The organism is Belnapia sp. F-4-1, assembly GCF_000802185.1.
In the GTDB taxonomy this organism is placed as follows: domain Bacteria; phylum Pseudomonadota; class Alphaproteobacteria; order Acetobacterales; family Acetobacteraceae; genus Belnapia.
Map to the genome: position 1 here is coordinate 1 of NZ_KN676119.1, position 13,637 is coordinate 13,637.

Consider the following 13,637-nt stretch of genomic DNA (forward strand, 5'->3'; position numbering starts at 1 on the left):
ACATCGGCGGCGTCAGCCGCGCCTCGGCCGAGACCGGCGAGGCTGCCGGTCACGTCCTCCAGGCCGCCGAGGAGGTGTCCCGCCAGTCCGAGCGCCTCGGCTCCGAGGTCGCCACCTTCCTCCAGGGCGTCAAGGCCGCATAACTACCGCCCAGGGCTGGCGGCCAACGCCGGCCAGCCCTGGGTGGGTGGCGACCTAGGCAGTCGCGCCATTGTGGCTTTTGCTGCTTAGCAAACGCCGGCACATGCCATCTAGCGGAGGAACTAGGGGGCTCTCTCCCTAGAGCTGGGAGAAGCCTGGCTGCCCCGCCCACCAGGGCTCGGCACCACCAGCCTTAGTCGTGCGGCAGCAGCCTCAAGCAGCGCCACATCGCCTGCCCTCCACTGTTTCCCCGTCATCAACTTGGTCGCCTCGGCCACCGGCATGCCAATGGCTGCCCCGCTAGGGTTCGAACCTAGATTGACCGCTTCAAAGGCGGCTGTCCTACCAGTTAGACGACCGGGCATCGATCTAGTGAGTGAAGGACAGTTAGATTTCGCGCTCGTTGACGGTGGCGGTTACAGCGTCGGGCCTGTTGCCGAATTACATGCGCGTCGCGCTAGTGGCGGGGCAGAAGCGATGAACCGAACCTATCCCGACAAAGCAACTTTTAAAGCCGAGTTAGACCGGCTTACAGGGTTTTGCCTTAAAATTAAGGTGGCAGCGCAGAAGCTGGGCATCGAGGTCGAGACTGCCGCCCTGCAGGCCTTCCAGACCGGCCAGCTTACCGCCGAGGATTACGAGATGGTTCGGCTGGCGCTGGGCGGGAACGATCAGATGTCTCGGCGCTAAGCCCCATCGAGGTGGCGGCGAGGAATGCCGTGTCAGATCCGCCACTGCCCCGCGCCGCGCTGGAGCAGCAGCCACGTGCCTCCAACGCCTGGCGTCTCCGGCGGGCCGCTCAAGCCCACGATGTCGGCCGGCTTGCCGCACTGGTTGCAGCGCAGCTTCGGCAGCACCTCGGCCCAGGTCAGGCCGGGCGAGATCTGCGGCACCAGCTCCGCCACCAGCCGGTGCTGCCGCCGGCAGTGTCCGGCGCATTGCACAATGAGATGCCATCCAGCGGCTGGAGCGGCGAAGTCGGCGACGGCCTGGCGCATCGCGACGCGGCCACGGCGGACCGGCGCGGGCTCATCTTCAGTCATCTGTGATGAAGTGGCTTTAGCCATATCCAGCTTTACGCACAGTATCGGCCCATGCCGGATCAAGCTTACGTCCTGTTAGGCCGAACACATGATCGCTGCAATGCTCTCGGTGCCAACGCCGCAAAACCGCCTCGACCTCAAGGTGACTCGGCACTCGCGATAACTGCCGCAACAATACACAAGTGACCGTCTCTTTTTTGAGCTATCACACAAATTTTGCCATTAGCGTCATTTCAATTTGGGGAAATTCAATGCATGGTTGGGTTGTGCCTGCCTTTCTAGCGGTGGGTCTACGCTGACCTCGGTGGAATTCACGGACGGCTACGGACGAAGTATTGACACTCCTGCGAGTATGGACGGCAAATTGGCCCGACAGCCACTCAGCCTCAGAGAAGCGCTGGTTCCAAGCCAAACATTCCCGCATATCACCGTCGTTCGGGATTGGGCGCTGCTGGCTCATATCGGACGTCTTCGTTACACGCAGTACGTTGAAGCACAACAGAAGTTATACCAGTCGGCAGTGCTCCAACCTAACTGCCTTCTCGAACACGCTGACTTCACAGGCGTGAACATATGCGGTTTGCAAGAAGGCCAATTGACGGCTGCAATGCGTATCAATGTCCTAATGGACAGCACCGTTCCCGCGAGCGCCGTGCTGCTACCTGTGGCTGGTGAACTTGGAATTGAGCGGGATCGAACACTCATCTGCACAAGGCTTGTTCGGGCTATTGAGCACAGCGGCTCACACGCGGCAGACCTGATTCGCTTTGTCCGCCAGCAGACCGTCACTGCGGGATACCGCTACTGTTTGATGCAGACCGCACCACGGTTGGTTCGCTACTTCACTCGCTTCGAGTTCACCGCAACCGATGTTTGGACTGACGATCAGGCAGCTGGACGCTTAAATGTCATGTTGCTGGACACTCGAATGCAGGCCACTCAGCACAGGAAAAATTTCGATGTTGCCGCGTGACACCGAGGCCGGTATGGAGCGCATCAATGCGGTGGTCAAAGAAGCGCAAGAACGCTTTGCTGTCCTGCTACGCTCCTATCTGGAGCACCATGGCACGACGGTAGATCAGTATGTCCGGTATCTCTCTTTCCAATACCATCTCACTCGTGGCGTTCAGCGGTATTTCCTAGCCGTTGCAGCTCATCCGGATCTTGCAAAGCGCAGGAAGCTGCGGCGCTTCCTGACGGACTTTGCAAACGAGGAGGAGCTCCACTACCTTGTAGCAGCCAGCGATCTTGATGCGCTTGGCCTCAATCCGATGCCGATGCCCTTCGATGTGGAGCTTTGGCATGCATACTTCACATCCATCATCGCTGAACGTCCCTTTGTTCGCCTTGGGGCGGCGACGGTTTTGGAGAACATCTCTGATGGGCCGGCTAAGCCTTGGGTTGTGAAGGCGCTCCAAGGGCCGTTTTTGCGACGGGAGAACACCAAGTTCCTTGTCCTGCACCAGCATGAGACGCTGCCTCATGGCACCCAGATTATGGATGCAATTGCTGAAGCAGGCCTGGAGCGCCGACACTTCGACGATTTGGTAGAGGGCGCTCGCAAAGGCGCCGTGCTCTACTTGCGAATGGCGGAATGGGCGGTGAGGCCCGACAGCCTTGCAGCGCTGCTCGATCAGCAGGAAGGCGAGCTATCTGAGGAAGAAAAGCAGCGCATTCGATCCTTCGACATGAGGGAACTCACGGCCGCTGCTTAAAGAAGCCATCACAGCGGGCAACGCTGCAGGGACAGCGCCAATTGCGCCGCTAACAAGCGGCGCGAGTAGGGGCGGGATTCTCGCTCGCCCCCTGCAGATGTGCGGTGGATTGGCCCGAATCATGCGCGGCGCGCCGGTTCGCCACTCCATCCCGCCACCGAGCGGCGGCATCGTCATGCTGTTGGTGCCGGGAGATTGCCCCTGATCGTCGCGCTGCTTCTGCGGCCCTAAGCGGCAGCCCTGCAGCACTCGCAAGCCGCGCACATAGCCGGCGGCGGAGAGGGCATTCAGCGCCTCGTCCAGGTGCTCGGCCGAGCTGTCCAAGGGCATCACCGCGCCAAGCCCAGCTTCTTCATTTCCGGCCCGAGCAGGTGCTCGCGGGCAACCGGGTCCGCCGCCACCGCGCCGATGGCCGCCTGCTGGATCGCAGCCCAGGTCGGTGCGTCCGCCTCGACCGCCGGCACCCCGCCCTCGCCCATTGGCAGCCGCACCATCAGCCCGGTCTTCTTCAGCCGCGACACGCCGAGCTCGAGCATCAGCGGCCCGAGCGCCAAGCGCACCATGGCGATAGGGGTACGCCGCTCGCCGGCCGGCACCCGGACGGAGATGGCGCGGGGCGTCCAGGCGGTCATAGCGAGATCTCCCTCGGCGCGGACGTGCTGCTACGGGTGTTCCGCTGATAGCGATGGTTCATCAGGTGGCGCTTGGCGGCGGGGTCGGTGGTGGCGGTGGTCAGCGCCAGTTGCTCCACCTCGCCCCAAATCGCCGGGCTCACAGTAATCGCCGGGCCGCCTGCAAACGCCTGCGGGATCCGGAGCTCAAGCCAGCCGCGCCGGGTGTGCGCCACGCCCACCACCACCGCGACCGGGCCGATTTCTACCTCGATCTCCACGAACGGCGTCCGCCGGTCGATCGCCGGCACTCGCACCGCCACCACCCGCGGGATTGGCATGGCGGCTGCTTCGTGAGCGCGCGTACGCGTGCGCGCGTTTCGATCGGGCTGGTCGAGCATCAACCCAGCCTCACCGCGGCATGCACCCGGGCAGCAGGAGTGCCCAGCGCCGCGGGCCACGCCGCACGGTCCGCCGGAGGCCATAGGGCACGGGCCGCCGCCTGCCGATCACGCCACGGCGCCTCCCGCGCCAGGTCCAGCCCGTCGCCATGCGCACGCGGCGGGCGGACTAATTCGAGCCGGCGCGATAAGGCGGCCAGCCGGGCTGCGGCAGGAGCCAACGATGCGCCCAGGCAAGACCACGGCGCGTCGGGGCCGGCCTCGATCACCGCCGGGTCTGGGCTCAAGAGCACATCAGCAGGGCGGCGCATCGGGCGCAGCGCACTTAGCGAAGGCAGCATTGCGGTCTCCTTCGGAAGGAGTTCGGCCGGTTCTGGGGCTGGAGCCGCCGGCGGCGACGGCTGCGGCGCGTCGGGCGGCTCGGGATCGTCGTCTTGGGCCTCGAAGGCGACGATGGGCCGTCCCAGGAGAGCCTGTAAGGCGGCGCGGCCGTCCGCGATCTCCGGCGAGATCAGGGCCCGCGACGGGCACTTCTGGCCCTCCAGCTTGTAGGCGACCAGCACCGGCCGATAGATGGCCGTCTCTGCTAATAGATATTGTATTGCAGAGACGGCCATCTTTCCGAGATCCTCACGAGCACGCCTCTCGGATGGCCACAGGCCTTTGAAAACGCGAGAAAGTTCATGCCGCGATAAGGGCAGAATGCCCCCGCTAAGGCGGTACGCCTCAACCAGCCGGTTGCCGTAGATCCGCCGGCCCTTGCCGGTCCGGCCATTGTCGACGCGCCCGGTTGCTTCGTGGACTAGGCCCCGTCGGGTTACCACCCGATCAACCGTCAGGTTCAACGGCAGATTGCACGCGACATAGAGCACCTTGCGCCTGGTATTGTGGATGAGGCGGAGGCGGTCGGCGGCCTGCTCGCTCTCCCGTTCGCGATGGAGTTCGAGCACCCGCTGGACGCGGGGGTCCGGGTGAACGTCCACCTCGACCGGTACCGCCGAGCCATCCCGCATCCGAATCCCGCGCTCGGTCTTCCGATACCCGCCCGTGAGGTCGAGCGGCATGGGATCGGCAGCCCAGATGGCCCGCGCCATGGCTTCCATTGCCGATGGTGGCGGCTGATTGCGGCCAAGCACCATGCCAGCGGGACAGTCCTCGTAGTCATTGCGGCCGCGCAGCTTCCCAAAGTGCCCGGTCAGCACCCCCGCGTTGACCCCAATCTCGGCCACATCGGCCGTCACCGCGGCCTCAACCGCCATATAGGTTGCCAGCATGAATTCGCCGTCGTGCCGGGCGGCGAGGGCGTTGATGGTGGCGACCATCTCGGAGCGCAGATGCTCGGCGCGGGCCACGCTGGTCTCTGAGAGGGGGGCGCCGTGGCGGTCCGTTCCAAGCAGCGAGCTGCGGGGCAACGCTGCATCCTTAACCTGGACCACCTCGACGTCGCGGTCGCACTGGACTGTGGTCGCGGCCGTCAGCCGGCCGCCGAGAAGCCGGCGGTAGATCTCGATATCGCCTGAGGCATCCAGCACCAGCACCGGGATATCGGCGCGGAACGCCAGATCCTTCCGATAGTGGACACTGATGCGGGTCTGCCGCTCCTTTTTGCCGTCGACCTTAACGATCTTGTCGGGGTGGAATGCGACGCTGTGCGCCTGGTCACGCGGCATGGCGATTTCGTCCCGCAGCGCAACCAGCATCTTGAGCACGTCGGAGATCTCGCTGCGGGTGTGCCGCTCGAGGCGCTCCAGCACCGCCGCATCGTCCATCGTCGGCGTGATGTCGCCGGTGTATTCCCGCTCCTCGACCGCCCGCAGAAAAGCAATCGCCGGGGCAAGGGCCGAGGCCCTATCGATGCCGCGCGACCGCAGCCCGGCCAGGATACCGGCCGGGTCGCGCAAGGCATCCGAGACCCGAACCATGATCTCGCGATAGCCGGTCGCAGCCGCCAGCCCGGCGGCCTGCCAATCCGGCATCTCGACCGGGAGCAGCCGGTCGGCGCCGAATTCGACATAGCCGATCAGCTTCGGCACGCAGCTTTCGTCGATCACGGCGACATCGGGCGAAGGCATGCCCCCTTGGAGCGTCAGGTACTCGTGCGAGCCAACAAAGGCGCCCGGCTGATCTCGAATGCCGGCCGTATCGCGCTGGTATCCACAGCGATCGAAGAGCGGGCATGTTCTGCCGTTGGCGTCCCGGCAAAGGGTTTGGCCGACCGGAAGCCCTGCCTTGGCTACGGCTTCGGCGGCCTTGTACCGAAGGCACATCAGCGCCCCGTCCGGGCTCTTCGGATCGACGGCGCCGCGTCCGCGCACAACCCTGGCGGTCGGGATTTTCGACGCAACGGCGACGGCGTTGTCGAGGGTGTCGATGTAGAAGTTGACCTTGCCCAGCTCGGGCAGGCGCTTGGTGATCTCTGCCGTCGTCAGCTGCGTCTTGCCCGCGCCCGCCGCGGCGGGTACCAGGAGGCGCCGGCCAGGGTTGCGCCAGTCCGCGCCATAGATGGCAGCGATCTCCGCGCGTGCAGTGCGTAGAGCCGCGCGGCGGCCAGGCGATTTCGGCGGCAGGACCTCATCCAGTGCGGCCTTGCTTTTGCGCCAGGCCTCGCTGGCTGCAACGTGGGCGGCCGCATGGGCAAAGAAGCCATCGACCTCGCGCGCCAGCGCCGCGAGCGCGTCGGCGCGGGTATTCTCGGGCGCGACGTAATACGGCGCGAGCGGCGGGGGTGCCGGGCATGGCGGCGGGGGGAGCGCCGCCTCGATGGCCGCGCGGACGGCGTCAAGGCCGTGCGCCGCGGCATAGTCGTTCCAGTCGGTCCCGGTCTCGTGCGGCTCGAAGTGCGGCAGGATCGCCACGCCGCCGACGTCGCGGGCGGCAGTCTCGGCCGCGTCACGGCCGACATTCGGCAAGGGTGGATCACGCCGCGGGTGGTGGTGGTCGTTGTCGCCGCCAAAGGCGATGCGCAGGCCTTGGAGGCGCTCGCCATAGGCCCGCGCGACGGCGACAAAGTTGCTCTTCGTGAAGGCGACGGCGACGGCGTGCCCGGTGGCTTGGTGCAGCGTGGCGCCGGTGGCGAAGCCCTCGGCGACCAGCAGCACGCCGCCTGGCTCCACCTCGCCGAGCAGCATGTGCAGCCCATGCACCTTGCCGCCCTTGGGGAAAAGCTTGCGGCCGCTTGGCGCGATGGTTTGCAGGGCGCGTAGGCGCCCGGTGAAGTCGAGCATCGGCACCAGCAGCCGACCGCGCCCATCGACGCGCAGGCCGTTCGCCGGGATGCGCTTGGCGACCAGGTAGGGATGGTCGGCCGGCGCCGCCGGCGCACAGTCCCATGTGGCCGTGCTCTCCTGGGCAATCGTCTCCAAGCGGGCTTCGGCCGCGCGGTCCCGCGCAATCCGAAGCGCATCGGCTGCGTCCCGGTCCGTCCGCGACATGCGCGGGGTTTCGACGCCGGCCTTCCAAGGCCCGCTCGCGGACGGGTTCTTGAAATTCTCGATAAAGCCGGCCGGCCGGTGACCGGTCAGGTACCCCCGGTACCGGCCGGACTTCTTCGCGCCCCGATCGCCTTCAACAGGCGCGCGATGCCATGCGCCGTCCATCACGGGCGACGCCTTCAACCGGAACCCGGCTGCCCTGAGCGCATCGCCGAATTCAGCGACGACGGTTGGCTCGTCGAAGGTGCGGCGATGGGTCAACCTGCTAGCCTCGCCAAGCGCGATAGACTGCGGTCGCGCAGTACGTGGAAGACCCAGCCGGGCTTGTAGCCACGGGCGAGGGCGATCTCGCGCAAGTCGGCTTCCGTTGTCGCGTCTTCCAACAGTTGTCGCAGCGGCATCGTGCGCAGCCGTTGGGCGTGCAGCGCCGTAGCCGCCGCCGCCTCCATCTCCCGCAGCTGCCCTTCGCGGATCTCGATCTCGCGCGCGGCGGACCAGTATTCGTGCCCGCACTCCGGGCATTTCCGATCCGATATGGCGTGGACGGCCGCGCACTGCGGGCACTCGCGCACGGGCGCCGCGCCGGTCACCGCGCGCCGTTCGCGCCCGTTAAGGCGCCACTTGCGGGCGTCGGTGGGCAAGCCATGCCGCAGGGTGTTGCCCGCATGGTCCAGGATCAGCAGCGCGCCCTTCCCTGGCGCGGGGCGCATTCCGCGGCCAACCTGCTGCACATGAAGGCCGAGAGATTTGGTCGGCCGCAGCAGGATCGCGGTGGCGATCGCCGGGACATCGAGGCCCTCGCTGATCAAGTCGCAGGTACAAAGGACCTGGACCTCGCCGGTGGCGAGGCCGGCCAAGGCCGCGTCGCGGTCGGCGGTCGGTGTGTCGCCACTGACGGCTAGAGCCCGCCAGCTGCCCTCCCGGAAGGCAGCCGCCACGTCTTCGGCGTGCGCGATGCTCACGCAGAAGGCGACCGCCGGCAGGCCGGGCGCCAGGCGGCGGTAGTGCGCCTCGGCATCGCCGATCAGCGCGCGGTCTCCCATGATCTGCGCCAACGCGCTGGTCTCGTAATCGCCAGCGCGGATGGCGACACGGGACAGATCGGGCGCACCTGACGGCGCAAAGGTCCGGGCCGGCACCAGGAATCCGCCGGCCACCAGCTCGGCGACGGGCGGGCCCTCGATCATGGCGTCGAACGGGCCGCCCGCCTCGACGCCGAGTCCTCTCCCGTCCAGCCGCTCGGGCGTCGCCGTCACGCCCAGGATTCGTGCACCCGGATAGGCGGCGAGGACCGTTGCCCATTGGCCGGCTACGGCGTGGTGCGCCTCGTCGACGACAATCAGGTCGAAGCGCGCATGCTCCGGCCGGTCGAGACGCCGGGCCAGCGTCTGCACGCTGGCGACTTGAACGAGGTGACCGGTCGCCTCGAAGCCCGGCGCGATTACTCCGTGCACGACGCCGGCGGCGCTGAGCTTCGCGCTGGCCTGCTTCACCAGCTCGCGGCGATGAGCCAGCACCAGGACGCGGCGGCCGCGCGCCACGGCCGAGGCGGCGATGGCGGCAAAGACAACGGTTTTGCCGCCGCCGGTCGGCAAGACGAGCAGGGGAGCCCGCGCCCCATCGCGGAACGCGGCGCGAACGGCCTCGATCGCCTCGGCCTGGTAGGGCCGGAGAGCAACGGCCGGCGGGGGTGGTGGGGTGTAAGAATGCGCCATTGCGCTGCCCCCTCTCGGGCAGCGGCCGAAGTCCATTGAACCACGAATGGGAAGCGTTATATTTGAGCCGTTGCACAGCCCACGCGTCCCGCGACCCGCCCCGGCTCACCCCAGGGCGGGTCTCGCAATTCTGGGACTAGGCCGCTGCCGCTTCGTTGGGGAGGACGGCACGACCAGCCGGCTTGCGCGCTGGACGGCGCGGCAATTCGGCGACGGTCAGACCCACGGCCTTGGCGATACGAGGCAGGCTGTCCCGCGGCGCCTCATAGCGGCCATGCTCGTTCATCTCGACCTCCGGCAGCTGGCCGTCGAGGATCATGAGATACAACTTACGGTAGGACGGCGGGGGTTGGCCGGTCAGGACTGCTAACTCACTCGAGAGGCGAGTAAGCAGGACGTTCTTGGCTGGGTCTCGCATGAGGATGCGCCTTTTGGCGGGGGGTTGCCCTCCGCCCACCCCGCCACGGCGCTTGTCTCTCTCTATCACCCACACTATTTTCCGGGGTGTTGCTATGCCCGGTGCTGTGTGGCGAGAGTTTGGCGCCGTTGCAGGACTGGAAACGAGTAGAGGCCCCGGACCCTGGCAGGTCCGGGGTTTTCTCGTTTTCAGGGACGGAAGGATCTTCACTCAGGCCGGCGGAATTGTCGGTCCTTGAGGGTGAAGCTGTGGTCTCGCTGCGGGCGTTCTCGCCGGCGAAGAGCCGGGCGACCGCGAACAGCAGCGGGAAAAAGAGGATGGTGGTGCGCTGGAATGCCGGCGGCTCGCTGCCGAAGATATCTTCCAGCGGCGCCGGGTGTTCCCAGCGGACGAAATGCTCGACGCCATCGCTGCTCCAGCGGAACACCATGAAGGCTGGATTGCCGCACAAATCCAGCCGGACACTCCGAGCCTCAGGGCTGCGCTCCAGAATGGCGGCATCCTCGGCGGACAGAGCGCTGATATTCGTAATGAACTCCGTCAGGAACGACACGACGTCAATCGGCGCCTCGAGGCTATGCGCCGGGTTCTTTGCCAGCAGATCTGGCAGAAGGCGGCCGATCGGGTCCAATACGACGCTGCCCGAGGAAGCCTTCACCTCTAAGGGAAGGAATTGGGCGTAGGCAGCATGTCCCTCGCTGGGGCCGGCGCCTGCCAAGCCGAGCAACGCGACGGCGCAATCTTTAGGGGAGTAGGAAGCGCGGGTAGCGCTCCGGGGGCCCTTTAGCTGGGGAAGATCGCCCGCCTCCATCTGCTTGCGGGTGGTGCCTTCCGCATGCGTGGGCGGAACGCCATGGGCTGCCAACACATCTACCAGATCGGGACGCCGTACCGTCATGCAGCGCCTCCTCTTTGGCCGTGCAGAGCGAACGATAACCACGGAGAGACGGACGCGCAATAGGGTATCTGCTGATCCCTCAGATACTCTATCTGCTCGAACTTGGTGAGCAGCAACTCTAAGCCTCCCGGCGTTGCGGCCCGCGGCCGAGCATCGCCGCCACGCTGCCGGGCAGGTAGGGCTTGCCGCTTGGGCCCATCATGCCATTGACAGCGAGGGCGCCGGCAATGGCGCGGAGGCTGCGCGTCTCGCCGGTCTTCGGGTTGCGGCGGGCCAAGCGGCGCGCCTCGGCTACAACCTCGGCCGGCACTGGCTTGCGCCCCTCGCACCGGCCCGTGTCGGCGCGCTTCCGCTCCCGGGCACCGCGAAGCTTGGCGACCAGCGAGGCCTTTTCGAATTGCGCCACCGCGCCAAGGATCTGCCGGACCATTTCAGCCGTCGGCGTCGGGTCAGTGAAGTAGGTCGGCGCATCGACCGGCACGAGCTCGATGCCGCGCTGGCGCAAGAGGGCATGGCCGGCCAGCTGCACCGCCAAGTCGCGGGCGAAGCGGCTGGCGTTTTCGACCAGCACCATGCCGATGCCATGCTCCCGGCAGTGCTCAAGGAGGGCAACGAAGCCGGCGCGCTGGTCGACCGGATCGGCCCCGCTCACCGCCGCGTCGTAGAATTCCTGCACCACCTCCAGCCGGCCCCCCCTGGCATAGGCCGCTACCGCCTCGCGCTGCCGGCGCTCGCTGTCCTTGTCGGCGCCGACGTTCGTGGCGGAGCTGGTCCGGTAGTAGACGACGGCCGCCACAGCCCGGGAGTTTGCGGCGCCCTTGGCAACGGAAGCGGGCTTCGCCATGGATTTCTTTCTCTATCTACCGCTTCCGAGACAATAGGTTAGGCCCGAAATCCGTCAACAATCCAAAAGATTGTTTACAGCTTTACAGAGTGGCGCGTCAACCTCCAGGGGTGGTCGCGTCCCCTGGTCGACCAGGGACGGCAGTCGCGGACCGCATCGCTATGGCCATGGACAACCCTGGACACACCCCGGCCGCCCCCGAATGGCTGACGCTGACCGAGGCGGCGGCGCGCAGCGGGCATACGCGCGAGGCGCTGCGCCAGCGGGTGCGGCGTGGCAGCCTCAAAGCCCGGCGTCGTAACACGGACGGGCAGACTGAAATTTGGGCTGCCGACCTGGCTAATCTCCCGCCCCCGGAACTGTTGTCCCTGGTCGACCAGGGACAACCGGGGGACGCGGCCGAGGCGTTAGCCCTAGCCGTTCTGCGCGAGACCGTGGACGACCTCCGGTCGACCGTGGCTGACCTGACCGCCGACCTGGGTCGTACCCGGTCGGCCCTGGACGCCGCCCAGGCCGCACACCTGGTCGACCGGGGACGAGCCGAGCGGGCTGAAGCCGAAGCGGCGGCGGCAAGCGCGCGAGTGGCCGCAGCAGAGGTGGCCGCATCCGAGGCTCGCGCTGCTGCTGAGCGTCGGGCTGAGGAATTAGCGGCGGAGCACACCCGGGCGGCCGTGGCGACAGCGGAGGCGAACGGGTTGCGCGAGCGCGTCCAGAAGGCGGAGGAGCGCGCCGATCGGCTTGAAGCCGATGCCCGGCGGCCTTGGTGGCGGAAGCTGATCGGATGAGTGATCCACTGATCCCGCTCGAGCCCGAGCGCCCCCGGCTCGTCGAAACCGCCGCCGAGGGCCCGCTCGGTGGCCCGTCCTACAGCTATCGCGGCGCCGTCATCGAGTGCCAGAAGGGCGGCCATGTGTGCCGCTTAGTGATGCTGGAGCACCCGCTCCACGGTCACAGCTTCGGCGTGGCCGGGACCATCACGCCGCTGGTCGACCTGTGGGTCGATGAGAGGCGGTTGCCCCGCTACATGCGAGCGGTGCCTAAGGCGAAGCGGTGACGAGCTTTGACCGCCTGATCCGCATCGCCGACCGGCTGGCTGTGGTCAAAGCCGGCAGCCGCATTGCGGACGAGACCATCCATCAGGCGATAGGGCGTACTGGCCCGGCGCCGTTCTACACGACTGACAAGGCCGCGGCGCGGACCCTACTACCGGTAGGCTTTGAGTGGATCACCGCCACCTCTGTGGGCGGCCGGGTCTATGCGCCGTGCCGCCGCTCCGGCCGCGACGCCGACACACTGCCCTTTCCCCATCATGGGCAATGGGGGCGGACCCTGCCGCTGTCCATGTGCGGGGCGGCAATGCGGGCTTGGGCGAAGGTGGCGAAGAGAGCATAGAGACAGGGTTGTTCCAAGCTTAAGCGTGCGGTACTGAAAACAAACATCGGTAGTTCCGTACGCAGTTGAGGTCTCTCGTTGTGCACGATTCTACTGTTAGCCATGTCGTAACCGATTTGAATGGGAAATTCCTCGAGTTCGATAATAGCTATTGTCGCTTGTTAAAGAGAGAACCAAGCGAATTAAAACATTTAACCTTACAGCAAATAAGCCATATCGACGATCTTTCACTCAATCTCAAGCTTTTGCATAGATTAGTTTCAAACGGCCAGCCTTTTGTTATCCAAAAGCGTTATGTTCACCCTGATGGATCGACAGTCTGGGTCGAAAACCATGTGTCTCGGTTAACAAGCCCGATCGGTAATGCGGTTCGGTTATGTGCGACCAGCTTTCCTTTGTTTGATGCGCCTAGTTGGGAAGCGAGCCGGAGACGGCACCTGACGCTGTACACGGAAACCTGCGCTCTTTTAGATCGAAGCCGCAACTTAAGGGCCCGCCTGCGCCGCGTCTTCGGATGGGACAGGTCCGGCGATTAGGTGCTCCTCGCTCGCGCTTAACATACGCTCACCTGCGATAACCCCCGCTTACCGCAGGTGAGCCGCTGCTGCCGCAATCGAGCTGCGGGCAAAAAAAAGGGGCCGTTCCTGGGAGGGGACGATGGCCCTGAGTTCGCATCGACAAGGATTATTACCTCATCAACGCACCTCCCAGCGGTTGAGTTTGTGATTGTTCCTCGCTGGAAGGCCCAGTGACCGCGAAGCTGCGCGAGATGGCCATGTAGCGTGACGGCCGGCGAGCCTTCCCCGTAGCCTCGCGGTGGGTACTGCGGGGGACAGACATGCGGCGGGACGGTATGGCCGAGGATCTCAGCGAGATCTGGACCCTCGGCGCGGCCGATCTGGTGCTGGTTGCCGGCCTGCCGGACGGCGGTAGGCTCGGCCTGGCGGCGCAGCTCGTCCACTGGCGTGCCTACAGGCGTTTCCCGGACGACGAGGCGGATCTGCCGCCGGCCGCGGTCGAGTACCTCG

At 66.1% G+C, this 13,637-nt stretch carries 16 protein-coding genes and 1 tRNA gene; 8 read left to right on the forward strand and 9 right to left on the reverse strand.

Annotated elements, in window-relative coordinates:
- Window positions 1-430: 430 nt before the first annotated feature.
- Window positions 431-505, reverse strand: a tRNA-Gln gene (locus LH62_RS27705).
- A gap of 8 nt (window positions 506-513) precedes the next feature.
- Here LH62_RS27705 and LH62_RS30895 point away from each other — a divergent pair.
- Complete coding sequence (locus LH62_RS30895; protein WP_144404776.1) at window positions 514-831, forward strand: hypothetical protein; 318 nt, start codon at window positions 514-516, stop codon at window positions 829-831.
- Between the two features lie 32 nt (window positions 832-863).
- On the opposite strand, the gene LH62_RS27710 is transcribed toward LH62_RS30895, so the two are convergent.
- Complete coding sequence (locus LH62_RS27710) at window positions 864-1,184, reverse strand: hypothetical protein (protein ID WP_043367476.1); 321 nt, start codon at window positions 1,182-1,184, stop codon at window positions 864-866.
- Between the two features lie 304 nt (window positions 1,185-1,488).
- On the opposite strand from LH62_RS27710, the gene LH62_RS30900 reads away from it, so the two are divergent.
- Together LH62_RS30900 and LH62_RS27715 are read left to right on the forward strand one after the other, a co-directional pair.
- Entirely contained in the window at window positions 1,489-2,157 is a 669-nt protein-coding gene (locus tag LH62_RS30900; RefSeq protein ID WP_144404777.1) for a hypothetical protein, read from the forward strand.
- The gene (locus tag LH62_RS27715; protein WP_043367477.1) at window positions 2,144-2,899 is read left to right on the forward strand and encodes an iron-containing redox enzyme family protein; all 756 of its coding nucleotides are present in this window, start codon (window positions 2,144-2,146) and stop codon (window positions 2,897-2,899) included. Before LH62_RS30900 ends, LH62_RS27715 begins: the two co-directional genes overlap by 14 nt.
- 329 nt (window positions 2,900-3,228) lie before the next feature.
- Here the strand turns inward: LH62_RS27715 and LH62_RS27720 are convergent, their stop codons facing one another.
- The 7 genes from LH62_RS27720 to LH62_RS27745 form a co-directional block, all read right to left on the reverse strand.
- A complete protein-coding gene (locus LH62_RS27720) occupies window positions 3,229-3,531 on the reverse strand; it encodes a hypothetical protein (protein ID WP_043367478.1) in 303 nt (100 codons plus the stop codon).
- Window positions 3,528-3,911: a hypothetical protein gene (locus tag LH62_RS27725; RefSeq protein WP_144404778.1), complete on the reverse strand. Its 384-nt coding sequence runs from the start codon at window positions 3,909-3,911 to the stop codon at window positions 3,528-3,530. Before LH62_RS27725 ends, LH62_RS27720 begins: the two co-directional genes overlap by 4 nt.
- Window positions 3,911-7,603, reverse strand: a complete 3,693-nt coding sequence (locus tag LH62_RS28840) for a toprim domain-containing protein (RefSeq protein ID WP_052215198.1) — start codon at window positions 7,601-7,603, stop codon at window positions 3,911-3,913. Before LH62_RS28840 ends, LH62_RS27725 begins: the two co-directional genes overlap by 1 nt.
- Window positions 7,600-9,057, reverse strand: coding sequence for a DEAD/DEAH box helicase (locus tag LH62_RS27735; RefSeq protein ID WP_082013008.1), 1,458 nt, complete (start codon window positions 9,055-9,057; stop codon window positions 7,600-7,602). Before LH62_RS27735 ends, LH62_RS28840 begins: the two co-directional genes overlap by 4 nt.
- Before the next feature lie 136 nt (window positions 9,058-9,193).
- Window positions 9,194-9,376, reverse strand: a complete 183-nt coding sequence (locus LH62_RS27740) for a hypothetical protein (protein ID WP_144404779.1) — start codon at window positions 9,374-9,376, stop codon at window positions 9,194-9,196.
- A gap of 52 nt (window positions 9,377-9,428) precedes the next feature.
- Complete coding sequence (locus LH62_RS30905; RefSeq protein WP_144404780.1) at window positions 9,429-10,373, reverse strand: hypothetical protein; 945 nt, start codon at window positions 10,371-10,373, stop codon at window positions 9,429-9,431.
- 118 nt (window positions 10,374-10,491) lie between these two features.
- Window positions 10,492-11,217: a recombinase family protein gene (locus LH62_RS27745; protein ID WP_052215200.1), complete on the reverse strand. Its 726-nt coding sequence runs from the start codon at window positions 11,215-11,217 to the stop codon at window positions 10,492-10,494.
- 161 nt (window positions 11,218-11,378) lie between these two features.
- Here LH62_RS27745 and LH62_RS30910 point away from each other — a divergent pair, with 161 nt between their 5' ends.
- The 5 genes from LH62_RS30910 to LH62_RS27765 all read left to right on the forward strand — a co-directional run.
- Window positions 11,379-12,002, forward strand: coding sequence for a hypothetical protein (locus LH62_RS30910; protein WP_043367483.1), 624 nt, complete (start codon window positions 11,379-11,381; stop codon window positions 12,000-12,002).
- Window positions 11,999-12,271: a hypothetical protein gene (locus tag LH62_RS27755; RefSeq protein ID WP_043367484.1), complete on the forward strand. Its 273-nt coding sequence runs from the start codon at window positions 11,999-12,001 to the stop codon at window positions 12,269-12,271. The genes LH62_RS30910 and LH62_RS27755 overlap by 4 nt, the downstream gene beginning before the upstream one ends.
- Window positions 12,268-12,609 carry a hypothetical protein gene (locus tag LH62_RS27760; protein WP_043367485.1) on the forward strand — a complete coding sequence of 114 codons (342 nt, stop codon included), beginning with the start codon at window positions 12,268-12,270 and terminating at the stop codon, window positions 12,607-12,609. The genes LH62_RS27755 and LH62_RS27760 overlap by 4 nt, the downstream gene beginning before the upstream one ends.
- A 65-nt stretch (window positions 12,610-12,674) precedes the next feature.
- A complete protein-coding gene (locus tag LH62_RS32835; protein WP_082013010.1) occupies window positions 12,675-13,145 on the forward strand; it encodes a PAS domain-containing protein in 471 nt (156 codons plus the stop codon).
- Window positions 13,146-13,447: 302 nt separating this feature from the next.
- The coding region (locus LH62_RS27765; protein ID WP_201445688.1) for a DUF4158 domain-containing protein at window positions 13,448-13,637 on the forward strand (190 nt) is incomplete at its 3' end.

Bases quoted from the DNA above. Each gene is read 5' to 3' on its own strand.
- LH62_RS27710 (WP_043367476.1), bottom strand. From the start codon at position 1,184: ATGACTGAAGATGAGCCCGCGCCGGTCCGCCGTGGCCGCGTCGCGATG.
- LH62_RS27715 (WP_043367477.1), top strand. From the start codon at position 2,144: ATGTTGCCGCGTGACACCGAGGCCGGTATGGAGCGCATCAATGCGGTG.
- LH62_RS27720 (WP_043367478.1), bottom strand. From the start codon at position 3,531: ATGACCGCCTGGACGCCCCGCGCCATCTCCGTCCGGGTGCCGGCCGGC.
- LH62_RS27725 (WP_144404778.1), bottom strand. From the start codon at position 3,911: ATGCTCGACCAGCCCGATCGAAACGCGCGCACGCGTACGCGCGCTCAC.
- LH62_RS27735 (WP_082013008.1), bottom strand. From the start codon at position 9,057: ATGGCGCATTCTTACACCCCACCACCCCCGCCGGCCGTTGCTCTCCGG.
- LH62_RS27740 (WP_144404779.1), bottom strand. From the start codon at position 9,376: ATGATCCTCGACGGCCAGCTGCCGGAGGTCGAGATGAACGAGCATGGC.
- LH62_RS30905 (WP_144404780.1), bottom strand. From the start codon at position 10,373: ATGACGGTACGGCGTCCCGATCTGGTAGATGTGTTGGCAGCCCATGGC.
- LH62_RS27745 (WP_052215200.1), bottom strand. From the start codon at position 11,217: ATGGCGAAGCCCGCTTCCGTTGCCAAGGGCGCCGCAAACTCCCGGGCT.
- LH62_RS30910 (WP_043367483.1), top strand. From the start codon at position 11,379: ATGGCCATGGACAACCCTGGACACACCCCGGCCGCCCCCGAATGGCTG.
- LH62_RS27755 (WP_043367484.1), top strand. From the start codon at position 11,999: ATGAGTGATCCACTGATCCCGCTCGAGCCCGAGCGCCCCCGGCTCGTC.